Origin of the sequence: Flavobacterium glycines (assembly GCF_900100165.1) — a bacterium.
Lineage (GTDB): Bacteria > Bacteroidota > Bacteroidia > Flavobacteriales > Flavobacteriaceae > Flavobacterium > Flavobacterium glycines.
In genome coordinates, this window is the sequence record NZ_FNEO01000003.1 from 146,939 (window position 1) to 171,422 (window position 24,484).

Genomic DNA, 24,484 nt, shown 5'->3' on the forward strand with positions numbered 1-24,484 from the left:
TTTTAGCACTTTCAAAAAAACACAATAATGTTCAAAAAATATATTTCAAAACTAGAAAGTATAATTGGTTTAGCGCAATCTTTGTTAACCGAAAAACAATTTATTTTCCTTTCAAGTGTATTAGTAGGCATTAGTTCGGCCATTGCCGTTATTGTTTTAAAATCCTTTGCGCACTGGGTATTTGTTTTTGCCACCAATATCAATAAAATCCTAAAACTAAGTTTCATCAACAGTATCTTACCCATTGCGGGACTTTTATTGACCGCATTCGTTATCAAACGATTATTAGGAGGAACTATCGAAAAAGGAACTTCGCAAATTCTCTATTCGGTTGCCAAGAAAGCGAGTATTATTCCGCGTAAACAAATGTATGCCCAAATTGTAACCAGTTCCTTAACGGTAGGCTTAGGGGGTTCGGCAGGTTTAGAAAGTCCAATTGTGATAACAGGTGCTGCTTTTGGTTCTAATTTTGCACAAAATTACAAGCTAAACTATAAAGACAGAACCTTACTTATCGGTTGTGGTGTAGCTGCAGGTATTGGTGCTGCTTTTAATGCTCCCATTGCCGGAGTCTTATTTGCTATCGAATTTTTATTGGTCGATGTAAGTATTTCAGCCTTTACTCCTATTATGATTGCCGCAGCAACAGGAGCTTTGGTTTCTGTGATTACGCTGGACGAAACCATTTTGTTAAAAGTACAGCAACAAAAAGAATTTGATTACCATAACATTCCGTTTTATGTTTTACTGGGCGTAGTCACCGGATTTATCTCGATTTATTACACTCGAAACTTCCAAAGAACCGAACATTTTTTCTCTCATTTAAGATTAAATCCATACAAAAAAGCGCTTTTAGGTGCTTCCATATTAGCGGTACTGATATTTATTTTTCCAACGCTTTTTGGTGAAGGATACGAAAGCATCCGAACCCTTGCCGATAACAATGCCGGGGAATTATTAGAAAACACCTTATTTAGCTCTTTTCAAAACAACAGATGGATCATTCTTCTTTTTGTTGCTGCAACAATGATGATGAAAGTTTTTGCCACATCCATTACTTTGGGTTCCGGAGGAAATGGAGGTAATTTTGCTCCTTCTCTTTTCATGGGTTCTTACGTGGGTTATGTTTTTGCAAAAGCGTTCAATCTAACAGGATTAACTCATTTACCTATCAGTAATTTTACAATGATAGGCATGGCGGGAATTTTAAGTGGATTATTTCATGCACCGCTAACGGCCATTTTCCTTATTGCCGAAATTACGGGCGGTTACAGCCTGATGCTTCCACTTATGATTGTAGCTTCCATCAGTTTTGCGATTTCAAAAACTTTCGAAAAACATTCGATGGATGTAAAAAGTTTGGTTCAAAAAGGACATGCTTTTACCAGTAACAAAGACACTAATGTACTTTCAACTTTAAACACTAATTCGATTATTCACACTGATTATCTTACTCTTTCTCCGGATGATAATTTAGAAAAATTAGTCGATTTGATTTCACATTCAACCCAAACCGTATTTGCTGTTGTTGATAAAGAAAAACATTTATTAGGCGTGGTACACTTTAACGAAATCAGAGAAGTTATTTTTAACAAGTACAGAGTTAAATACACGCTGATAAAAGAAATCATGAAAGATCCTGCTGATATCATATATCCATTCAACAACATGGAAATCGTTATGGACAAATTTGAAAAAACGAGAAAAACCTATTTACCCGTTATCAAGGATCAAAAATACTATGGTTTCATTTCAAAATCAGAAGCACTGGAAGCTTACAGAAGTAAACTAAAATCGATGACGATAGAGTAAAATTTCACAGAGATTTGCAAAGTTAGCACAGAGACACAAAAAATAGTTCTCAAAATGCCAGTCAATGTATGAGTTAACTTAGTGAATTTTTATAAAATTACTCTTTTGCCATAAATTCTCCGCGATACTCTGTGTTAACTTTGCAAATCTCTGCGAAACAAATAGTAACTTTGCTGTCATTGTGATGAAAAAAGCAATCAGTAAAAATTATGTTAGACAAAGACAATACTATTGAAGTTTTAGGCGCCAGAGTTCATAATCTCAAAAATATAGATATTTCCATTCCTCGTGAAAAAATGGTAGTTATTACCGGACTTTCGGGTTCCGGGAAATCTTCCCTAGCTTTTGATACTATTTATGCCGAAGGACAACGCCGTTATGTAGAAACTTTCTCGGCTTATGCCCGACAATTTCTGGGCGGCCTGGAACGTCCTGATGTGGACAAAATAGATGGATTGTCACCTGTTATTGCTATTGAGCAAAAAACGACTTCAAAAAGTCCGCGTTCTACCGTTGGGACAATTACTGAAATATATGATTTCCTGCGTTTGCTTTACGCTCGTGGAGCCGATGCTTACAGTTACAATACCGGCGAAAAAATGATTTCATATTCAGACGAGCAAATAAAAGATTTGATTGTAACTGATTTTGCTAACAAGCGCATCAATATTTTAGCTCCGGTAATTCGCGCCCGAAAAGGACATTATGGTGAATTGTTTCAACAAATTGCCAAGCAGGGATTCTTAAAAGTAAGAGTAAACGGTGATATTCTGGATATTACTCCCGGAATGAAACTGGATCGCTATAAAACCCACGATATTGAAATTGTGGTAGACAGAATGCTTATTGATAACAGTGAAGACAATCAAAAACGCCTTTCCGAAAGCATCAATACCGCCATGCATCACGGTGAAAATGTTTTGATGATTTTAGATCAGGACAGTCAAGAGGTTCGTTATTTTAGCCGAAACCTTATGTGTCCTTCAACTGGAATTTCGTACCAAAATCCGGAACCTAATTTATTTTCATTCAATTCTCCAAAAGGAGCCTGTGAACATTGCAACGGATTAGGAACGGTAAACGAAATTAACGTTAAAAAGATTATACCAGACCCAAAACTATCGATAAAAGCGGGAGGTTTTGCGCCCCTTGGTGAATACAAATCTTCCTGGATTTTCAAACAATTGGAAACCATCGGACAGAAATACAATTTTAAAATCACCGATGCCATCGAAAGTATTCCCGAGGCAGCGATGGAAATGATTCTGAATGGTGGTAAAGAAAAATTCACCATCAACTCTAAAGATTTGGGTGTTGCCCGTGATTACAAAATAGACTTTGAAGGAATTGCAAATTTCATCAAAAACCAACACGACGAAAGCGGTTCGACAACCATTAAACGTTGGGCAAAAGATTTTATGGACGAATTAGAATGTCCTGTTTGTGAAGGTTCACGTCTAAAAAAAGAAGCCTTATTCTTTAAAATAGACGAAAAAAATATTGCCGAATTGTGCAATATGGATATCTCCGATTTAACAAAATGGTTTCATAATTTAAACACCCATTTATCCGATAAACAACTACTTATCGCTTCTGAAGTCATCAAAGAGATTAAGGATCGATTAGACTTTTTGATGAACGTAGGTTTGGATTATTTGGCTTTAAGCCGAAGCTCCAAATCGCTTTCAGGTGGTGAAGCACAACGCATCCGTTTAGCAACCCAAATTGGTTCACAACTCGTTGGCGTACTTTATATTTTAGACGAACCAAGTATTGGTTTACACCAAAGAGACAACGAAAAACTGATTCATTCTTTGGAACAATTGCGTGACATTGGTAACTCGGTAATTGTGGTCGAACACGACAAAGACATGATTGAACGCGCCGATTATGTAATTGATATTGGTCCCAAAGCGGGAAAATTTGGAGGCGAAATTATTAGCATTGGAACACCTAAAGAAACCCTGAAATCCAACACTATTACTGCACAGTACCTTAACGGAAAGATGAAGTTTGATATTCCGTCAAAGCGTCGTGAAGGAAATGGAAAAATGCTAAAACTTACAGGAGCTACCGGAAATAATTTAAAGAATGTTTCTATCGAATTACCTTTAGGAAAAATGATTTGCGTAACGGGAGTTTCAGGTAGCGGAAAATCGACTTTAATTAACGAAACACTCTACCCTATTCTGAATGCTTATTATTTTAATGGCGTTAAAAAACCACAGCCTTATAAAGAAATTGAAGGATTAGAACATATCGATAAAGTGATTGATATAGACCAAAGTCCTATTGGAAGAACTCCGCGTTCGAATCCTGCAACTTACACCGAAGTTTTTACCGAAATTAGAGCTTTGTTTACCAAAACTCCGGAAAGTATGATTCGTGGTTACAAGGCCGGACGATTTAGTTTTAACGTAGCCGGAGGTCGTTGCGAAACTTGTCAGGGATCTGGAGTTCGCACAATTGAAATGAACTTTTTACCGGATGTGTATGTAGAATGCGAAACCTGTCAGGGAAAACGTTTCAACAGAGAAACTTTAGAAATTCGCTATAAAGGAAAATCCATTTCAGATGTACTGGATATGACTGTGGACGAAGCCGTTCCTTTCTTTGAAAATATCCCAAAAATATACCGCAAAATCAAAACAATCCAAGATGTTGGTTTAGGATACATCACTCTGGGACAACAAAGCACTACGCTTTCCGGTGGTGAAGCCCAACGTATCAAACTGGCAGGAGAATTGTCTAAAAAAGATACCGGAAATACTTTTTATATTCTGGACGAACCTACTACAGGATTGCATTTTGAAGACATTCGTGTATTAATGGAAGTGATCAATAAATTAGTCGATAAAGGCAACACCATCCTGATTATCGAACACAATCTTGACGTTATCAAACTTGCCGACTACATCATCGACATTGGTCCTGAAGGAGGAAAAGGCGGCGGAACGGTTGTTGCCAAAGGAACTCCTGAAGAAGTAGCAAATGTCAAAAAAAGTTATACCGCTAAATTTTTAAAGAAAGAGTTAATTTAATTCCCCATTCCCCTCTTCCGGAGGGGTTCCGAAGGGCGGGTTGGTTTTTGGTTACTATTATCATTTTGTAAATTATATTTTACTAAATATTTTTATATATTTGATTCAAAACCAATTAACCAAACAATTATTTTAACCATGAACAAACTTAAATCCTCACTGTTCCTATTTTTTCTATTGCAATGCTTTTCAATATTTGCGCAAATCCCTAAAGAAATTCCTTTATTTCCTGACGGAATCAAAGACAATCCAATTCTACATGAACAAAAAGAAACCTATGTTGATTCACTTGTAAAACCAGGTTCATTATCACAAAAAAATCGTGTTTTTTCTAATATTTCCGAACCAACTTATATGCTTTTTCCTGCTGCTGAAGCAAACAACAAACACATTGCAACCATCATTTTTCCCGGAGGCGGTTTTGTTACCAACTGGGTTGACAAAGAAGGAACCGATTTGGCACTTTGGCTTTCGCAACAAGGAATCACTTGTATGGTTGTAAAATACCGTACTAATACCAAAGATGAAAAAGGAAAATATAAAATTCCGATGGAGACAGTCTATTTTGAAGCACTCAAAAACGATGTAAATGCAAGCGTGATGACGATGATTGGATTGGCAGATAAATTAAAATTTGACAAAGACAAAATAGGAGTACTTGGTTTTTCAGCAGGTGGATTTATATCGGAATGGTTAACTTTTACAAGTGTTAGTCAAAATTTGCCTTGGAAACCAGCCTTTGCAGGTCTAATTTATGCAGGAGACAGATTAAAATTACTTGAAAGTATAAAAGACAAATCAACTTTACCTCCCTTTTTTATGGCTATTGCAAGGGATGATAAAAAATGGACTTTAAAAAGAGCGCTTCCCTTTTTATCTGCTGTAGTTGCCGAAGTTGACAAATCGGAATTACACATTTATTCTAAAGGAGATCACGGTTTTGGATTAGCCTATAACGAAGGCCATTCCGTTGAAATGTGGAAAAACAGTTTTTCCAATTGGCTTTTAGATATTTACAAAAAGTAATTTTTATTATACTCAAATTTTATAGTTTAACCACAAAATCAAATATCATTATAGAGAAATCATTTCAGATTTCTCTTTTTTATTTTATACAAATTACTATCCAACAACAATTTAGGCTCCTCATAATTTTTTATGCAAATTTTAAGACATTAAGCTGTAGTATTTGTAAGCAAAAAGCCTTAATTTAGTGTAAGACGCTCCAAGTTAATTAAAAAACTAATCTTTTTTAATTCACATTTATTAACCTTTAATTATTCGTTCTGTAATAATTAAATAAAAGCCTAAAAGATGAAATTAGAAGATTTTGATAATGACGAAGAAAAAATCATCCAAGATAAATTGAAACAAAAAACATGGAATGAAATTCGCACCAATGACAGTTGGGCTATTTTCAAAATCATGTCGGAATTTGTTAATGGATTTGAAAACATGGGACGTATAGGTCCATGTGTTTCTATTTTTGGATCAGCCCGTACTAAAGCTGATAATAAATACTATCAATTAGCCGAAAAAATTGCTTTTAAAATAAGTAAAGCAGGATACGGAATCATCACAGGTGGTGGTCCCGGAATTATGGAAGCCGGAAACAAAGGAGCTCATTTAGGTAATGGCACTTCGGTAGGTCTAAACATTGATTTGCCTTTTGAACAACATTTCAACCCTTATATTGATCCGGATAAAAACCTTAATTTTGATTATTTCTTTGTTAGAAAAGTAATGTTTGTAAAATACTCTCAAGGTTTTGTGGTTATGCCGGGAGGCTTTGGAACCTTAGACGAAATGTTTGAAGCCATTACCTTAATCCAAACCAAAAAAATTGCCCGTTTCCCTATTATTCTGGTGGGCAGCAGTTATTGGTGCGGTTTAATTGACTGGGTAAAAAAAGTCTTATTAGAACAGGAAAACAACATCAATGCTGAAGATTTAAATCTTTTTAAAATTGTTGACAACGAAGACGAAGTGGTGGAAGTTTTAGATAATTTCTACAAAAAATACACTTTAAAACCCAACTTTTAAAAGCTGTTTTCGCTACAGCTTTTTTCATTTCAGCTTTTACTGTAAAGTAAAAAAAAATGTATCTTCAAATGCTATTTAAAACCCCAGCTACCATTGAAAACTGTTTTCAAAATCTTGCTATCATTAGTTGTTTTTGTTGCTTCCATAAATACTATTATGGCTCAGCATCACAATCAGCTTTTTGTAGATGTTGATACCGAAACTCATGTTTTACATATTAAACAAGAAATTGAATACTTCAACTCTTCTACTGATAGCATTTCTGTAATTGTTTTGAATGATTGGAATAATGCCTATTCAAATGTACAAACCCCTCTGGCACTTCGTTTCTCGGACGAATTTTATCGTGGATTTCACTTAGCCAAAGATGCAGAAAGAGGAAAAACGTCAAACATTAGTGTTTTCAATAACGAGCATCTGTTTTTCTCCTGGAACAGAACTAAAGAAAACCCGGATATTATCACTATAAATCTTCCCGAAAAACTGGCTCCAAATAAAAAAATAGCCCTTCAACTAAGTTATGACGCAAAAATCCCTAACAATAAATTTACCAAATATGGTTATGATGATTTTGGCAATATGCATCTGAAATCCTGGTTTTTAACTCCTGCACGTTATGAAAATCATGGCTTCACAAAATACAGTAATGAAAATTTAGACGATATTGCTAATGCTGTAAGTGATTTTGATGTCGAATTAAGGGTGGGTAAAAACTTTGAAATCACAACAGATTTAGACACTACTGAAGAAATTGATAATGAAGACTTTATCATCTATAAATTAAACGGAAAAAACAGAGTTGATTTTAGTCTTTTTATCGAACCAATATCCAATTTTACCAGTTTTAAAAATGATAGTTTTGAGGTTTTAAGCAATTTAGATGGCGAAAAAATTACCCCAATTGCACAAGCACAAGCTATTGATTGTGTCGTACGATTTGTAAAAAAACTCATTGGCGATTATCCTTTTAAAAAAATTGTAATTTCTCAAACCGATTACGAAAGAAATCCTTTCTACGGACTCAATCAATTACCCTCTTTTATAAGACCTTTCACAGATGAGTTTACTTATGAAATCAAATTTTTAAAAACCTATTTAAATGTTTTTTTAAACAATAGCCTGTACATAGACAACCGAAAAGACAGCTGGGTCCACAACGGAATTCAAGTCTATATCATGATGAAATATATAGAAGAAAATTATCCGGACACAAAAATGTTAGGAAGTGCCGCTTCTTATAAATTATTAAAAAGCTTTAATCTTACTAACTTAGATTTCAACGAACAATACAGCTATTTTTATATGTTAATGGCTCGAAAAAATCTAGACCAGGCCTTAGGTGAACCAAAAAACACCCTTATAAAATTTAACGAACAAATTGCAAGTAAATACCGTGCCGGATTAAGTTTACGTTTCCTAAATAGTTATCTCGAAAATGAAGCTGTTACTCAAAGTATTCGAAACTTCTACACCCTAAACAATAAAAAACAAACCAATGCATTTGATTTTGAAAACACATTAAAAAATCAAACTTCAAAAAACATTGACTGGTTTTTTAAAACTATCATTTATTCCAGAGATCTTATCGATTATAAATTTAATAAGGTTACTAAAACCAAAGACAGCATTCAGTTTTCACTAAAAAACAAAACAGGAATTAACGTTCCGATTCCTGTTTATGGCACCAACAAGGGCGAAATTGTATTTAAAAAATGGATTGAGCCTACAACTAATGACAGTATTTATAGTTTTTCCAGAAATAATGCTTCTAAAATTGTATTGAATTATAAAAACGAAGTTCCTGAATACAATTTAAGAAACAATTGGAAATCGTTAAAATCCTTTTTTCCAAACAACCGTCCTGTCAAATTTGTTTTAATGAAGGATTTGGAAGATCCGTTCTACAACCAGCTTTTATATGTACCTACACTAGAATACAATTTATATGATGGAATAACTCCAGGAATACGTCTGCATAACAAAACTATTTTGGATAAACCGTTTATCTTTAACATAAACCCTGCCTATTCTACCAATGCCAAAACACTTTCGGGTTCGGGTACATTTACAATTAACAAAAATTACCGTGAAAGCCGATTATACAATATAAAATACTCTTTTACAGGTTCTTATTTTCATTATGCTCCTGATGCAACTTACACAAAACTAAATCCTAATATCCTATTACAAATTAGAGAAAAGGATTTTAGAGATAATAAAAAACAATTGATCTATTTTCGTCAGGTAATGGTTAATCGTGAAAAAAGCGATATTATAACCGATAACTCAACTGAAAATTATTCTGTTTTTAATGCAAAATACATCAATACCAAAACCGAAGTCACTAAACACTTTAGCTTCGTCAGCGATATTCAATTTGCTAATAATTTTGGAAAACTTGCTGCCGAAATGGAATACCGAAAGCTCTTTGAAAGTAATCATAAAGTTAATTTTCGCGTATACCTTGGAAGCTTTCTTTACAACAACAGCCAGTCCGATTTCTTCAGCTTTGCGCTGGATCGTCCTACCGATTATTTCTTTGATTATGGTTTTTATGGTCGTTCAGAAAGTACAGGTTTTTTTAGTCAGCAATTTATTCTGGCAGAAGGCGGTTTTAAATCCAAACTAAACACAGCTTATGCTAATCAATGGATAAGCACAATCAATGCAGGCTATAATATCTGGAATTGGATAGAAATTTATGGTGATGCGGGTTTAGTAAAAAACAAATATCAGGATCCAAAATTTGTTTTTGATAGTGGAATTCGCCTAAACTTAGTTACAGATTATTTTGAATTATACTTTCCCGTTTATTCATCTAATGGATGGGAAATAAGTCAAAATAAATACAATGAAAAAATACGATTTGTCATCACATTTTCACCTAAAATCCTTATAAACTTATTCAATCGGAAATGGTTCTAAACAAATAAATTAACACAGCACATTAAATAAAAACCAAATATCTGTCTGAAAAATTATTTTTTTACTAAAAAACCAATATTTTTTTTAAACAAAAACATCAATTTATAGTCTGTTTTTATTTTAATAGATTATGATAATACTTGGTTTTTAAGTAAATTTGCGGCAAAGAATTATAATCTTTCAATTATGATAAAAGAACAAACCAATACTACATTGACATTTGAAGATTTCAAAACTGAAGTATTGAATGATTATAAGATAGCCGTAACTAGTCGTGAGTGCAGCCTTTTAGGCCGCCGGGAGGTATTGACTGGTAAAGCAAAATTTGGAATTTTTGGAGACGGAAAAGAAGTGCCGCAAATTGCAATGGCTAAATTCTTCAAAAACGGCGATTTTCGCTCAGGTTATTACCGTGATCAAACTTTTATGATGGCTATTGGCGAATTAACAACCGCTAATTTTTTTGCTGGATTATATGGCAATACTGACATCAAACAAGAACCGATGTCGGCTGGTAGACAAATGGGAGGACATTTTGTTACCCATAGTTTAAATGAAGACGGAAGTTGGAAAAACCTAACAAAACAAAAGAACTCAAGTTCAGATATTTCTCCAACAGCAGCTCAAATGCCCAGGCTTTTAGGATTAGCTCAGGCTTCAAAAGTTTATCGTGAAATAAATATTCCTAATCAGGAAAACTTTTCTATTAACGGTAATGAAGTAGCCTGGGGAACCATTGGTAACGCCAGTACCTCTGAAGGTGTGTTTTTTGAAACAATAAACGCTGCCGGTGTCTTACAAGTACCAATGGTTATTAGTATTTGGGATGATGAATACGGAATTTCAGTTCACGCCAAACACCAAACAACAAAAGAAAACATCTCTGAAATCTTATCTGGTTTTCAAAGAGATAAAAACAATAACGGCTTAGAAATCATAACCGTAAAAGGTTGGGACTACTCTGATTTAATAACCGCTTACGAAAGAGCATCCAAAATTGCGAGAGAAAAACACATTCCTGTTTTAGTGCATGTTACCCAACTTACTCAACCTCAAGGACACTCAAGTTCAGGTTCACACGAAAGATACAAAAGCAGTGAGCGACTAAACTGGGAAAGAGAATTTGACTGTATAAGACAAATGCGACTGTGGATGATTGCCATAAATATTGCATCTGCAGAGGAACTTAATGAAATTGAAAATTCTATTAAAAAAGAAGTTTTAGAAACCAAAAAAGAATCCTGGACTTCTTTTATTACTCCTATTGTTGAAGAAAAAAACGAACTTATTGCTTTATTAGAAAAAATTGCTCCTTCAAGTAAAAACAAAGATCAGCTTCTTAGACTTTCAAACAATCTTAAAGCAATTAAAGATCCTTTGAAAAAAGAAATTCTTGTTACGGCCAGAAAATCTTTGCGCTTAATGACAAACGAAGCTGTTCGTTCGGAATTATCCTCATGGATACAAAACTATTTCAAAAAGAACCAACCACTTTTTAGCAATAATTTGTATTCTGAAACAAAAAACAATGTGTTTTCTGTTAAAGAAGTATTACCTACCTATGCGGAAGGCACCAGAAAAGATACGGATGGCAGAATGATTATCCGTGATAATTTTGATGCCTTATTTGCCAAACATCCTGAGGTTTTAATTTTTGGTGAAGACTCCGGAAATATTGGTGATGTAAACCAAGGGTTAGAAGGCATGCAGGAAAAATATGGAGAAACTCGTGTAGCCGATACCGGTATTCGTGAAGCAACAATCATTGGACAAGGAATAGGACTTGCCTTAAGAGGATTAAGACCCATTGCCGAAATTCAGTATTTAGATTATCTCTTATATGCTATTCAAATTTTAAGTGACGATTTAGCATCCTTATTATACAGAACGGCAGGAAAACAAAATGCACCACTAATCATCAGAACCCGCGGGCATCGATTAGAAGGGATATGGCACTCGGGTTCTCCTATGGGAATGATTATCAACGCCATTAGAGGTATTAATGTTTTAGTTCCCAGAGACATGACAAAAGCGGCCGGTTTTTACAATTCACTTTTAGAATGTAACGAACCCGCCTTAGTAATTGAATGTTTAAACGGTTATCGTTTAAAAGAAAAAGCTCCTAATAATTTCGGAGAATTCAAAACTCCAATAGGAGTTGTAGAAACCATCAAAACCGGAACCGATATTACGTTAGTTTCTTATGGTTCTACTTTAAGATTAGTGGAACAGGCAGCTAAAGAATTACTGGAAATAGGTATTGATTGCGAAGTTATTGATATCCAGTCTTTAATACCTTTTGATAAAAATCACGATATCGCTAAAAGTGTTCAAAAAACAAATCGTCTTTTAGTAATTGACGAAGACGTTCCCGGAGGAGCTTCGGCTTATATTTTACAAAAAATTATTGAGGAACAGGATGCTTACCAATATTTAGACAGTAAACCTCAAACTTTATCTGCTCAGGAGCACAGACCTGCTTACGGAACTGACGGTGATTATTTTTCTAAACCTTCAATTGAAGATATTTACGAAAAAGTATACAGTATTATCTCTGAAAGTAACCCAACAAAGTACCCAAAACTGTACTAATAACAGCCACATTTAAAATGTGATTATATAAAAAAAGTCCCGAATCATCGGGACTTTTTTATTTTTAAGCTTTATTTTTAATTACCAAACGGAAACCTTCTCCATGAATATTTAAAATTTCAACATCTTCGTCTTGTTTTAAATATTTACGCAATTTGGCAATATAAACATCCATACTTCTGGAAGTAAAATAATTGTCATCTCTCCAAATTTTAGTAAGAGCTAATTCTCTTGGCATCAAATCATTTTCATGAAGAATTAACATTTTTAATAATTCATTCTCTTTTGGAGAAAGTTTCACAGGCTCTTCACCGGCAAAACTTAAGAATCTTAATTTTGAATTCAAATGAAACTTACCAATTGTAAACTCAAAAGGAACCTGTTCTGCTTTTACATCCGAAGCTTTTCTTTGAATTATAGCTTTGATTTTCATCAATAGAACTTCGGAATCAAAAGGCTTATTTAAATAATCATCTGCTCCGGCTTTATATCCTTTTAAAACATCTTCTTTCATTGATTTTGCAGTAAGAAAGATAATAGGCACTTCGGCATTTTTCTCTCTTATTTCTTTGGCTAATGTATAACCGTCTTTATACGGCATCATTACGTCCAAAATACATAAATCATAAGAATCTTTTTTAAACTTTTCAAAACCTTCCATTCCGTTCTTTGCCAAAGTAACATCAAAATCATTTAGCATTAAATAATCTTTTAGAACAGCTCCAAAATTCAAATCATCTTCTACTAAGAGAATCTTTTTATTTATACTTTCCATATTCTAATTTATTAGGGGTAATTTTATAATGAAGGTACTTCCTTTTCCCTTTTCACTTTCTACATAAACTTGACCGTTGTGGTCTTCAACAATTCTTTTTACATAAGCCAAACCTAAACCATGACCTTTAACATTATGTAAATCTCCTGTATGCTCGCGATAAAATTTCTCAAAAACCCTCTTCTGAGCTACCTTACTCATCCCTAGCCCCTGATCCTTTACCTTTATAAGAATCATATCTTTGATATTTTCAGTATAAATGTCAATCTGAGGTTCTTCCGGCGAATATTTTATTGCATTTTCTAAAATATTTACAATAACGTTAGTAAAATGAACTTCGTTAATTAAAACCGTGGTTCTTGCTGCTTCAAAATGATTTCTTATCACTCCTCCTCTATCCTGCAAAATCAAATTTACATGTTCAATCGCATCGTAAATCACTTCTTCTACATTACTTGAACCTTTTTCTATATCTAATTCTTTCTTCTCTAATTTAGAAATTCGCAATACATTCTCAACCTGAGCATGCATTCGTTTATTCTCATCCCTAATCATCTGCAAATACCTATGAACCTTCTCCTTATCTTCTATAATCTTAGGGTTCTTAATAGCATCTAAAGCTAAATTAATGGTAGCGATAGGTGTTTTAAACTCATGGGTCATATTGTTAATAAAATCCGTCTTAATCTCCGATATCTGACGTTGACGAATTAACTGATTTAAGGCACTGGTATAAGCAATTAAAATAATTAACGTAAATACTATGGATAAGATTGTAATACTTACTAATTCTGACAAAAGAAATCTCTTTTTGTGCGGAAAAGTAATTGACAATCGATACTTTTCATTCCCTTCATTGTCTGTCAATATTGGAACAGAATAATTAGCATCCTTAATATAATGGAAACCATCCGATTTTATTTTCGTCTCTATTCCATTACTAAAAATCCCAAATTCAAATTTGGTATCAACACCATATACTTCTAATTCTTTCTTAATTAATTTTTGTACCGTTTCCTTAGAAATTCTTTCTTCCAAAGGCATCGCCGATGCTATATCCTTAAAAAAGATTTCAAACTGAGCATTATCTAATATATCTAAACTACCTGATTTTTCAATTTTTACATCCGGCACTAAACTTTGCTGTAAGCTGGGTTTGTCAATTATATTATTATTGTAAATCTCAGTTACTCTTTTTGAATTAAAATTTTTAAATCGTTCACTGCTGAACTTTTTATTGAACAAAGCTGAAGAAATATTATAATCTTCAGATATAATACTATTTGAATAAACTATTGTCTTATTCGTTTTTGGATTCTTTTGAACATAATAAAACTCAGACAAATCATCTTTTCTGGGTACCTTTCCTGTACTGTCCTTATAACGATTGTATTTAGCATAAAAACTATAAGCCTCCTGTTTTTCAATTTTTTCAGCAACATTATCAATTACCTGAGTAACATGATAACCAAACTGCTGATCATTATTTTTAAAAGAGGTATTAAACCAATACACCTGAACAAGTATTATCCCTATCAGGGACAAACTCATCAAAAGAACAAGAAATCTAAAAAACAATTTATTCATCAAAACAAAATTAATATTTTAACATTATGTCTGATAATACATTAACCAAACATTAACATCTAGCACAACAATTAACTAATCAGCAAAATTTTAAGAAATTCATCCATTTTTTGCTTAGCCAAATCAATATTTAAATTTTCTATAACAAAATCACTCTTAGAAATTCGTTGCTCGTCTGTCCATTGTGCATTAATCCGATTTAAAACTTGTTCTCTTTTACTATTATCTCTTTCTAAAACTCTTGCAATTCTCTTTTCCAAAGGTGCTATTACGGTTATTATTACATCAAAATCGTTATAACTTCCACTTTCGAATAAAATAGCCGATTCATAAAACACCAAAGGCGATTCCAAATACCGTGTTAACCAATTTTTAAAATCCTCTTTAACAGCAGGGTGCACAATGGCATTTAACTTTTTTAATTGTTCCGGATTATCAAAAACAATTTTAGCAAGTTTTGCTCTATTCAATAAATTATTCTCAAAAATTTCAAGACCAAACTTTTCTTTAATTGCATCAATAATTTCCTGTTTCTGCATTACTTTTCTCCCTGCATCATCAGCAATGTAAACAGGATATCCAAGTGAAACCAAATAATTAGCAATTGTAGTTTTACCACTCCCTATACCACCTGTTAAACCTATAATTTTAGGCATAATTAGACTTTAAAAAACATATTAGGAAAAGCTACTTCAGGCTTTTGTTTTAAAAGAATCACTTTATAATAGGATTCCATAAATCCAATCCCGTATCCTAAAAACTGCTTCCAAACTGCTGTTACCGACAAATAACCTATTTTAATACTTTTATTTTGAAAACTGGAAACCAAAAAAATCACAAAAAAATAAACACAATACAATTTAGCTAAAAAATCGTAAGTAAACACCAACAAAGCAACAGAAAGTGCTAATCCAATGATAAATAATGAAGGAAAAAAGAAAGTTAACTTATTATACTGTGGATACCAACTATTTAAAATAGGACGGGCTTTACCAAATTTATTTACCTGAATCGAAAATTTATCCCAATCAATTCTCCTTTTATGATACACATAAGCTTTAGAAAAAAGTCTGGTTTCAAAACCTAAATTCCATAATCGAATCGACAAATCAGGATCTTCACCGGGATGAATATTCCCAAAACCATTAGAAGCTTCAAATGCTTTACGAGAAATCCCCATATTAAAACTTCGCGGTTGAAACTTTCCTATTTTTTCCGAACCGCCTCTTATTCCTCCTGTTGTCAGGAAAGAAGTCATAGCAAAATTTATTGCTTTTTGAATGTCCGAAAAACTGTCCAATGCTTTATCAGGACCACCAAAACAGTCTACATAATCTTCTTTTAAAGCCTTATCCACTTCTGTCAAATATTCAGACGGAATAATACAATCCGAATCAAATATGATGAAATAATCGCCTTTAGCTTTTCTCATTCCATAGTTTCTGGAATCTCCGGGACCTGAATTTTCTTTGAAATAATAGGAGATGGCTAATTTGCTTACATATTGATTGACAACATCTTCGCATCTAACTGTAGAACCATCTTCTACAATCACAACTTCAAAATCTTCTTTATAATCTGATTTTGACAAACTTTCCAAAAGTTCATCGACTTCGTCCGGACGATTATACACGGGAATAATCAAAGAAAAATACATATTCTTAAAAGCGGTATTAATTATACAATATAAATGTAATATTTTAACAAAGATAACCTTTAATCAATAATGCGCCTTAATTTTAAATGCTTTTATACATTTAAAATCAAGACGCATTATCAAAAAAATTATATTTTATTCTTTTTCGAAATAAAATTAGGCGATACTTTCCACCTGAACCATTTCGTCAGCCTCAGCCTTATAATCTACTCCGGCTAAGTCAAAACCAAATAAGTTATAGAAATCTTTTCTGTATCCTTCTAAATCTCCTATTTCTTCAAGATTTTCAGTTGTAGCCTGAGCCCATAACTCAGCCACCTGAGCCTGAACATCTTCGCGCATTTCCCAGTCATCAATACGGATTCTTCCTTTTTCGTCTACTGGTACTTCTCCACCTGTAAACAATCTTTGTTGGTATAAACGTTGGATTTGTTCAATACAACCTTCGTGAATTCCTTCCGCTTTCATTATTTTGTACAATAAAGAAATATACAATGGAATTACAGGAATTGCCGAACTTGCCTGAGTAACCAAAGCTTTATTTACCGAAACATACGCTTTTCCGTTAATATCAGCCAAACTATCAGAAATAGTGAAAGCAGTAGCTTCTAAATGGTCTTTAGCACGTCCGATAGTTCCTTTTCTGTAAACCGCCTCAGTAACTGATGGCCCGATATAAGAATAAGCAACTGTAGTAGCTCCCGGAGCTAATAAATTTTCAGCTTTTAAAGCATCAATCCACATAGCCCAGTCTTCACCTCCCATTACGGCAATTGTATTTTCGATATCATCACCTGCACATGGTTCGATAGAAACCTCAGAAACTTTTCCTGTGTGGAAATCTACTGTTTTATTAGAAAAAGTTGCTCCGATAGGTTTTAAAACCGAACGGTGCGTAACTCCTGTATTTGGATTTGTACGAACAGGAGAAGCTAAACTGTAAATTACTAAATCAACCTGACCTAAATCCGCTTTAATCAAATCTAAAGTTTCTCTTTTTACTTCATTCGAAAAAGCATCTCCATTGATACTTTTAGCATATAAACCAGCTTTATGAGCTTCTTTTTCGAAAGCAGCAGAATTGTACCAACCTGGTGAAGCCGTTTTTCCAGCCATAGGTGGTTTTTCAAAAAATACTCCAATAGTTGCTGCATCAGAACCAAAAGCGCTTGAAATTCTTGAAGCCAAACCAAAACCTGTAGAAGCACCAATTACCAGTACTTTCTTAGCGCCATCAATGGCTCCTTTTGATTTAACATACTCAATTTGATTTTTAACACTTTGCTCGCATCCAACCGGGTGTGCTGTCAAGCAAATAAATCCTCTCATTCTAGGTTCTATGATCATAGGGTATCAATATTATATTTTTATTTTTTTTTTAAGGCAAATAAAACAATGACTTTATCAAGAAAAAGCCATCATTTTGGTTGGCAAATATAGAGCATTTTTTTAGTTCAACAAGGCTTTTGCATGATTTAGAGCCGAATCTGAAACAATAGTTCCCGATAGCATTTGTGCAATTTCAACAACACGCTCTTCTTCTGATAGTAATTTTAATTCTGATTGGGTATCCTCGTCAATTGTTGATTTAAACACTTTAAAATGAGCATCACCTTTGGCAGCAATTTGTGGTAAATGTGTAATGGCAAATATCTGCATGGTCTTACTCATTTCCTTCATGATTTCTCCCATTTTTATAGCAATCTCTCCCGAAACTCCAGTGTCAATTTCGTCAAAAATCAAAGTTGGTAATTTTGAATATTGTGCCAAAATAGCTTTTACGGCCAACATAATTCGAGACATCTCCCCTCCCGAAGCCACTTTTTTCAGCAATCCAAAATCAGTTCCTTTATTAGCCGAAAACAAAAATTGCAATTCGTCTTTTCCATTAGAAAAATAGCTTTCACCTTGAGTTACTTCTATATTAAAACGCGTATTAGGCATTCCTAAAGTCGCTAATATTTGAATCATTTTTTCAGATAAAACAGGAACTGCCTGAATTCTGTTATCATGAATGGTGGTAGCCAAAGCATTTAATGCTGACGTTTTTTCCTGAATAGCAGTATTCAAAAGCGCTATTTCTTCTTCAATATTTCCTAATTCAACAACTTCGTTTTCTAATTTAGCCTGGATAGCCAACAAATCGTCAACAGTTGCAACCTGATGCTTTTTTTGCAAATTATAAATCAATTGTAACTTTTGATTCGTTTGTTCCAATTGTTCCGGATCTGAAACAATTCTTTCCGAACAACGGTCCATTTCTGCTGAAATATCATCAAACTCGATTGCCAAACTTGTAATTCGTTCTAACAATTCCTGATATTCAGGAGCAAAAGAAGCTATTCTAGAAAGTGCATTTTTTATCTCTTTTAAATTACCGGAAATTCCGAATTGCTCCTCATTGGCAATTGCCAATGATTTATCTATTACCTCTCTGATACTTTCAACATTATTGAGTTTTTCAAAAACACTTTCCAACTCTTCTTGCTCACCCATTTTTAATTGAGCTGCTTGCAATTCGTTCAGTAAAAAAGCATGATATTCTTGTTCTTTATTGACCTCACTTTGTTTTTTAATAAGCGAATTTAATTGGGTCTTATCTGATTTATAACTTTTAAGAAGTGATTGATACTCTGAAATAATTCCTGAATTTGCAGCAATAGCATCAATAATATCAAACTGTACATTTTCATCGGTAAGCTCTCTGGTTTGTTGTTGTGAATGAATATCAATCAAAAACAACCCTAAATCCTGCAATTCCTGAAGGTTAACAGGACTGTCATTAACAAAAGCACGCGATTTTCCAGACGGAAGAATTTCTCTTCTTATGATGGTTTCATCTTCGTAATCCAAATCATTAGCTTCGAAAAAAGCTTTTAAATTGTATTTCGAAATATCAAATTGGGCTTCTATAATACATTTTTCTTCTTTATTTTTCAACGAAGTCAAATCGGCTCTTTTTCCTAAAACCAATCCTAAAGCGCCTAAAATTATGGACTTCCCTGCTCCTGTTTCACCAGTAATAATTGAAAATCCTTTAGAAAAATCAATAGTCAATCTCTCAATTAAAGCATAATTTTTTATTGATAGCGCAGTAATCATTAAATAATATATTTATTATACGTTGTTATGAAGTTATTAGAAAATCTAAAATTTTAAACTAGCCCATTTACTTGAATTAATAGGCGAAATTTTGTTTAAATTATCAACTAAATCTGTAATGGTAATATTGGGTCCACCAGTAAACACTGAAGTAATTTCATCTGATTTGGCATCAAAAAATACCCGGGTTAAATAAGCATTTGGTTTTGAATTATACAATTTATTCAAACCTAATATAGCTGTTTTTACTTTTTCTTTGGCCGACTTTAAATTATCAGTCATTACATCCAATCCCTGATGGTAATCATATACTGTTTTTCTAATTTCAGAATAAGTTGGCGACAATAAATCATTGATTAAAAAATAACGATTTTGATTTCCATCTAACTGACTCCATCCTCTATAACTACTTTGTTGTGCAACGGTAGCGATAGTTTGAGCGATTTGGAAATTTTCATCTCCTCCTTTAAATTCAAAAGTATCTCTGTCTGCGCCTAAAATCACATAACTGTAAAAAGAAACTACCGAAACTAAATTAGACTGAAAAGTATTCGCATTAAACGTTAGATTTTCAAACTCAGCATAAGTAAAGCTAAAATCTTTATCATTAATATTTAAAACCGGGGTTTCGTAAGACGAATTAAAAACAGGACGTGACGATTGTACCTGAATTGTTGCTGTAAATTGATCCGAACTATGCGACATCAAAGTAATATACATGGAACAATTTATCTTTTCCTGTTGCTTAAAAGCCTGACCTGTCCAATCGGTTTTATTTACAAATTCATTTAATGAAGTTTCTAGTGTTTTATAAATCTGCTGATTGGGATTACCCATTTTTTGAGCATTAACCGTAACGGTACAATTCAATTGCTGTCCTTGAACAAAACCAAAGCTTAGTAACAAAAAAAAGGCAATTATCTTATTCATAAAAATGAGCTATTACTTTATTTAAAATATCATCAGCAACCGCTTCTTTGGATTTTAATTCCATCGGTTCTATTTTAAAATCTTTATTAATAAAAGTAACTTTGTTGGTCATTTTTTGGAAACCGGCACCTTCATCCTGTAAAGAATTTAAAACAATCAAATCTAAGTTTTTTTTCTGAATTTTAGCCTTTGCATTCTCAATTTCATTTTCAGTTTCCAATGCAAAACCAATTAAAAATTGCTGTTTTTTATTTTCTCCCAATGAAAATAAGATGTCTTTTGTTTTTTCGAGTTCGATGACAAAATTTTCAGCGGCTTTTTTAATTTTTTGATTCGCTACATTTTTCGGTCTGTAATCAGCTACCGCTGCGGCAGCAATAGCCACATCAACTTCAGCATAATATTGATGACAGGCATCGTACATTTCCTGAGCCGAAGTAACTTTAACAACCTGAATAAAAGAATGATTTACAACACAATGCGTAGGTCCGGAAATTAAAACAACAGAAGCACCTAAATTAGCCGCACTTTTTGCAATATCAAAACCCATTTTTCCCGAAGAATGATTTCCGATAAAACGAACAGGATCAATAGCTTCATAAGTAGGCCCGGCAGTGATTAGTATTTTTTTTCCTTTCAAAGGCAATTTACTTTCTAGATCGGCTTCCAGAAAAGCAACAATATTCTCAGGTTCAGCCATCCTCCCTTCACCAGATAAACCACTGGCTAATTCTCCGCTTTCAGCAGGAATTATAATGTTACCAAAATTTTCTAAAGCTTTAAAACTGGCTAAAGTTGAAGGATGTTTGTACATATCCAAATCCATTGCAGGCGCAAAATAAACCGGACATTTAGCTGAAAGATAAGTAGCAACAAGCAGATTATCACAAGTACCATTTGCCATTTTAGACAAGGTATTAGCTGTTGCGGGAGCAATAAGCATTAAATCTGCCCAAAGTCCCAATTCCACATGATTATTCCATTTTTCATCTTCATCGTCCTGATTAAAAAATGTGGAATAAACCGGGTTTTTAGATAAAGTAGATAATGTAAGTGGGGTTACAAAATCCTTAGAAGCAGGTGTCATTATCACTTGGACATGTGCACCTGCTTTTATAAAAAGTCGTACTAAAGACGCTGTTTTATAGGCGGCAATTCCGCCAGAAACACCTAGCAAAATCTTTTTACCGCTTAAAACTGACATAGTATCTTATTTGTTTGATTCTCTGTGGTAAATTTTACCATCTAACCATTCCTGAACTGCTAATGCGTGTGGTTTTGGTAATTTTTCATAGAATTTAGAAACCTCGATTTGTTCTTTGTTTTCAAAAACTTCTTCAAGACTATCATTATATGTAGCAAACTCTTCCAATTTTTCAGTCAATTCTTTTTTAATTTCAGAATTGATTTGGTTTGCTCTTTTAGCCATAATGGTAATTGCTTCATACACATTTCCAGTAGGTTGTTCAATAAGCGTTTTGTTATACGTTATTGTATTTACTGGAGCATTCGTCTTTTTTAAATCCATGACTTATATTTATTTAGTATATTTTTGTAATTCTTGTTCAACACGAGCATACATTTCGTCTGCTTTTTCTTTATATTTTGTATCAGCTTTAAATTTAATCAAACTTTGATACGAAGCTTTAGCAACAGTAAGTCTTTCTTTCATTTTTTCAGGAACACTATTAATTCCTAACTGATAAGCCGAATCAAACTTATAAAACAAAGCATCTTCTTTAAACTTAGTCCCCGGATAATCGATTATAAAATTATCAAAGGCAACTAAAGCTGATTTAAAATCAGATATTGTATTGTAACCCTTTGCGTTTTCATAAACTTTTTTCTCAATCTTATCCGACAACAATTTTGTCAAACCATTAGCTTCAGTTAAATATTCTGAATTTGGAAAACGATCAATAAAAGCCTGCAATTTTTCAATTGCTTTGTATGTATCTGCCTGATCTAAACTGTAAACAGGTGACAAAATAGCATAACTTTTAGCCCCTAAAAAAGAAGCTTCCTGTATTTTTTCACTTTTTGGATATCCTGAAGCAAAACTTTCAAACTGATAGGCCGCCAGATAATACTGTTTTGTTTTATAGTAAGATTGCGCATACATATAAAACATTTTTTCTGCCTGTGGTTTTCCTCGGAATTCAGGAGCTATTTGTTCAAAAAGACGTAATGCTTTAGAATATTTAGCCTGAGCATACAAGGTGTCTGCCATAGCATACTTTACCGAAACATCTTCGCTTTTTAAAGCTTTTTGATATTCATTACATGAACTAAAAAGAACAACAAGAAGCAATAAGGATACAATTTTTTTCATTTTTTTGTTTGTTTTACTAATACAAGCTAACCACAGCCTATAAAAAATCATACCGAAGTTTCGGTGGCAAATTTAGTTATTAATTTAGCGACTACAAAATATTTCTTAGTTTAAAAAAATACTTGCAAAAAGCTGCTATTTATCTATTTTCTTTACAAAATCAGCTATTCTTTCCTGCAAATCTTCATCAACAGGAACAAGTGGCAAACGCACTGTATTATCAGCAAGACCTAAAACCTGAAAAACCTGCTTAATCCCGGAAGGATTTCCTTGTTCGAAAATCATATCAATACAATCAGACAACAAATATTGTGATTTGTAAGCTTCGTCAACTTTACGATTCAAACCTAAACGAATCATCTCAGAAAACTCTTTTGGAAACCCCTGACCAATTACAGAAATAACTCCTGAACCTCCAGCTAATACAGATGCTAATGCAGTCATATCATCTCCGGAAATCACATGGAAATCTGCCGGTTTATCTTTCAATAATTGCATTACCTGAACAATATCGCCAGCAGCTTCTTTAATAGCTACAATGTTTTTAAAATCATTTGCTAAACGTAAAACCGTTTTAGGCAACATATTACTTGAAGTTCTTCCCGGAACATTATAAACGATTACCGGTACCGGTGAAGCCTCAGCAATTGCCTTAAAATGTTGATAAATCCCTTCTTGTGATGGCTTATTATAATATGGAGAAACCGAAAGAATTGCCACATAAGGCGACATATCTCTTGTCTTTAACTCCTCAACCACTTTCATAGTATTATTTCCTCCAACTCCCAAAACCAATGGTAAACGACCATTATTTGCTTCAATAACAGTTTGAATCACCAATTCTTTTTCGTCATTGCTAAGTGTAGCATTTTCAGCAGTTGTTCCTAAAATTACCAGATATTCAACCCCACCATCGACAGAAAAATTCACAATTCTTTTTAAAGCATCGGTATCAATTGAAAAATCTTGTTTGAAAGGAGTCACAAGAGCAACACCAGTTCCTATTAATGATTGCATGTTTTTAGTTTCTATTTTTTGTTTAATATTTTTAAATACCTAAATAATTCCTCAACAAAAACCTTATAATTTCCCAGATTAGTAGCAATCATCAAATTATTCAGGCGTTTGTCAATACTCGAAAAACCAACTTTAAATTTAGCATTCGATTGATGTGTAACTACCAATAAAATGGCTTTTTCAACATCATAATAATTCACTAATAAATCAAAATCCTTTTCAAGAAATTCAATCACCTCTTTATTGGTAATTTGAGCTTTCCAATTTAAATGACTGGATTCTAATTTTATTGTTTTAATTCCAAAATCAACAGAAACTTTACTTTTGAAAAGTAACAATTCAATATTTTCTTTTGCAATTCCATTTAGAACAATTTCATTAATCAAAGACTGAGTATCTTTAAAATAACTCTCGTCGATAATCAGTCCAACTGTTTTTATATCACTTAAAAACAAGCCATTCTTTACATTAAGCAAGCTGTTTTTTACTATTTTCTTTACCGAAAACCCTTTTAAGTAATCTAAAAACATAACTTATCTTTATAAGTAAACAAAATTAACTAATTAAGTTACACTAAAGGTGGCAAATCTAAAAAAGTATAATGACGAATTAAAACTTTTTGTTAAATTCTTAACACTATTTTTTCATTAAAAATCACCTTTAAAACTTAT

General features: G+C 33.2%; 18 protein-coding genes. 6 read left to right on the forward strand and 12 right to left on the reverse strand.

The window, feature by feature from the left end:
• The first annotated feature begins 27 nt into the window (after positions 1-27).
• From BLR17_RS10410 to BLR17_RS10435, 6 genes are all read left to right on the forward strand, one after another.
• Entirely contained in the window at positions 28-1,812 is a 1,785-nt protein-coding gene (locus BLR17_RS10410) for a chloride channel protein (RefSeq protein ID WP_066323649.1), read from the forward strand.
• Between the two features lie 209 nt (positions 1,813-2,021).
• Positions 2,022-4,853 (forward strand): excinuclease ABC subunit UvrA, encoded by a 2,832-nt coding sequence (gene uvrA / locus BLR17_RS10415; RefSeq protein WP_066323643.1) that lies wholly within the window; start codon positions 2,022-2,024, stop codon positions 4,851-4,853.
• A 138-nt stretch (positions 4,854-4,991) separates the two neighbouring features.
• Complete coding sequence (locus BLR17_RS10420; protein ID WP_066323640.1) at positions 4,992-5,879, forward strand: alpha/beta hydrolase; 888 nt, start codon at positions 4,992-4,994, stop codon at positions 5,877-5,879.
• 288 nt (positions 5,880-6,167) lie between these two features.
• The gene (locus BLR17_RS10425; protein WP_066323638.1) at positions 6,168-6,896 is read left to right on the forward strand and encodes an LOG family protein; all 729 of its coding nucleotides are present in this window, start codon (positions 6,168-6,170) and stop codon (positions 6,894-6,896) included.
• Positions 6,897-6,989: 93 nt separating this feature from the next.
• Entirely contained in the window at positions 6,990-9,821 is a 2,832-nt protein-coding gene (locus BLR17_RS10430) for a gluzincin family metallopeptidase (protein ID WP_307725425.1), read from the forward strand.
• A 186-nt stretch (positions 9,822-10,007) separates the two neighbouring features.
• On the forward strand, positions 10,008-12,413 hold the full coding sequence (locus BLR17_RS10435) for an alpha-ketoacid dehydrogenase subunit alpha/beta (RefSeq protein ID WP_066323628.1): 2,406 nt from the start codon (positions 10,008-10,010) through the stop codon (positions 12,411-12,413).
• Positions 12,414-12,477: 64 nt separating this feature from the next.
• Here the strand turns inward: BLR17_RS10435 and BLR17_RS10440 are convergent, their stop codons facing one another.
• The 12 genes from BLR17_RS10440 to BLR17_RS10495 form a co-directional block, all read right to left on the reverse strand.
• The gene (locus tag BLR17_RS10440; protein ID WP_026715022.1) at positions 12,478-13,188 is read right to left on the reverse strand and encodes a response regulator transcription factor; all 711 of its coding nucleotides are present in this window, start codon (positions 13,186-13,188) and stop codon (positions 12,478-12,480) included.
• 3 nt (positions 13,189-13,191) lie between these two features.
• The gene (locus tag BLR17_RS10445) at positions 13,192-14,775 is read right to left on the reverse strand and encodes a sensor histidine kinase (RefSeq protein WP_066323625.1); all 1,584 of its coding nucleotides are present in this window, start codon (positions 14,773-14,775) and stop codon (positions 13,192-13,194) included.
• Positions 14,776-14,846: 71 nt separating this feature from the next.
• A complete protein-coding gene (gene coaE, locus BLR17_RS10450) occupies positions 14,847-15,431 on the reverse strand; it encodes a dephospho-CoA kinase (RefSeq protein ID WP_066323622.1) in 585 nt (194 codons plus the stop codon).
• A gap of 2 nt (positions 15,432-15,433) precedes the next feature.
• Positions 15,434-16,432 (reverse strand): glycosyltransferase family 2 protein, encoded by a 999-nt coding sequence (locus BLR17_RS10455; protein WP_066323620.1) that lies wholly within the window; start codon positions 16,430-16,432, stop codon positions 15,434-15,436.
• Positions 16,433-16,588: 156 nt separating this feature from the next.
• Positions 16,589-17,779 (reverse strand): enoyl-ACP reductase FabV, encoded by a 1,191-nt coding sequence (gene fabV, locus BLR17_RS10460; protein WP_066323618.1) that lies wholly within the window; start codon positions 17,777-17,779, stop codon positions 16,589-16,591.
• A 102-nt stretch (positions 17,780-17,881) separates the two neighbouring features.
• A complete protein-coding gene (gene recN, locus BLR17_RS10465; protein ID WP_066323615.1) occupies positions 17,882-19,534 on the reverse strand; it encodes a DNA repair protein RecN in 1,653 nt (550 codons plus the stop codon).
• A 45-nt stretch (positions 19,535-19,579) separates the two neighbouring features.
• Positions 19,580-20,464, reverse strand: coding sequence for a type IX secretion system protein PorD (gene porD, locus BLR17_RS10470; RefSeq protein WP_066323613.1), 885 nt, complete (start codon positions 20,462-20,464; stop codon positions 19,580-19,582).
• Complete coding sequence (gene coaBC / locus BLR17_RS10475; protein WP_066323611.1) at positions 20,457-21,668, reverse strand: bifunctional phosphopantothenoylcysteine decarboxylase/phosphopantothenate--cysteine ligase CoaBC; 1,212 nt, start codon at positions 21,666-21,668, stop codon at positions 20,457-20,459. Before coaBC ends, porD begins: the two co-directional genes overlap by 8 nt.
• A gap of 6 nt (positions 21,669-21,674) precedes the next feature.
• Positions 21,675-21,992 (reverse strand): DNA-directed RNA polymerase subunit omega, encoded by a 318-nt coding sequence (locus BLR17_RS10480; RefSeq protein WP_035657230.1) that lies wholly within the window; start codon positions 21,990-21,992, stop codon positions 21,675-21,677.
• 9 nt (positions 21,993-22,001) lie between these two features.
• A complete protein-coding gene (locus BLR17_RS10485) occupies positions 22,002-22,796 on the reverse strand; it encodes an outer membrane protein assembly factor BamD (protein WP_066323949.1) in 795 nt (264 codons plus the stop codon).
• Between the two features lie 135 nt (positions 22,797-22,931).
• Entirely contained in the window at positions 22,932-23,813 is an 882-nt protein-coding gene (gene dapA, locus BLR17_RS10490; RefSeq protein WP_066323608.1) for a 4-hydroxy-tetrahydrodipicolinate synthase, read from the reverse strand.
• Positions 23,814-23,824: 11 nt separating this feature from the next.
• Positions 23,825-24,343 carry a DUF6913 domain-containing protein gene (locus tag BLR17_RS10495; protein WP_066323604.1) on the reverse strand — a complete coding sequence of 173 codons (519 nt, stop codon included), beginning with the start codon at positions 24,341-24,343 and terminating at the stop codon, positions 23,825-23,827.
• Positions 24,344-24,484: the final 141 nt, after the last annotated feature.

What these genes read in the sequence shown, in the direction of transcription:
- BLR17_RS10410 (WP_066323649.1), top strand. Translation starts at nt 28, where the DNA reads ATGTTCAAAAAATATATTTCAAAACTAGAAAGTATAATTGGTTTAGCG.
- uvrA (WP_066323643.1), top strand. Translation starts at nt 2,022, where the DNA reads ATGTTAGACAAAGACAATACTATTGAAGTTTTAGGCGCCAGAGTTCAT.
- BLR17_RS10420 (WP_066323640.1), top strand. Translation starts at nt 4,992, where the DNA reads ATGAACAAACTTAAATCCTCACTGTTCCTATTTTTTCTATTGCAATGC.
- BLR17_RS10425 (WP_066323638.1), top strand. Translation starts at nt 6,168, where the DNA reads ATGAAATTAGAAGATTTTGATAATGACGAAGAAAAAATCATCCAAGAT.
- BLR17_RS10435 (WP_066323628.1), top strand. Translation starts at nt 10,008, where the DNA reads ATGATAAAAGAACAAACCAATACTACATTGACATTTGAAGATTTCAAA.
- BLR17_RS10440 (WP_026715022.1), bottom strand. Translation starts at nt 13,188, where the DNA reads ATGGAAAGTATAAATAAAAAGATTCTCTTAGTAGAAGATGATTTGAAT.
- BLR17_RS10445 (WP_066323625.1), bottom strand. Translation starts at nt 14,775, where the DNA reads ATGAATAAATTGTTTTTTAGATTTCTTGTTCTTTTGATGAGTTTGTCC.
- coaE (WP_066323622.1), bottom strand. Translation starts at nt 15,431, where the DNA reads ATGCCTAAAATTATAGGTTTAACAGGTGGTATAGGGAGTGGTAAAACT.
- BLR17_RS10455 (WP_066323620.1), bottom strand. Translation starts at nt 16,432, where the DNA reads ATGTATTTTTCTTTGATTATTCCCGTGTATAATCGTCCGGACGAAGTC.
- fabV (WP_066323618.1), bottom strand. Translation starts at nt 17,779, where the DNA reads ATGATCATAGAACCTAGAATGAGAGGATTTATTTGCTTGACAGCACAC.
- recN (WP_066323615.1), bottom strand. Translation starts at nt 19,534, where the DNA reads ATGATTACTGCGCTATCAATAAAAAATTATGCTTTAATTGAGAGATTG.
- porD (WP_066323613.1), bottom strand. Translation starts at nt 20,464, where the DNA reads ATGAATAAGATAATTGCCTTTTTTTTGTTACTAAGCTTTGGTTTTGTT.
- coaBC (WP_066323611.1), bottom strand. Translation starts at nt 21,668, where the DNA reads ATGTCAGTTTTAAGCGGTAAAAAGATTTTGCTAGGTGTTTCTGGCGGA.
- BLR17_RS10480 (WP_035657230.1), bottom strand. Translation starts at nt 21,992, where the DNA reads ATGGATTTAAAAAAGACGAATGCTCCAGTAAATACAATAACGTATAAC.
- BLR17_RS10485 (WP_066323949.1), bottom strand. Translation starts at nt 22,796, where the DNA reads ATGAAAAAAATTGTATCCTTATTGCTTCTTGTTGTTCTTTTTAGTTCA.
- dapA (WP_066323608.1), bottom strand. Translation starts at nt 23,813, where the DNA reads ATGCAATCATTAATAGGAACTGGTGTTGCTCTTGTGACTCCTTTCAAA.
- BLR17_RS10495 (WP_066323604.1), bottom strand. Translation starts at nt 24,343, where the DNA reads ATGTTTTTAGATTACTTAAAAGGGTTTTCGGTAAAGAAAATAGTAAAA.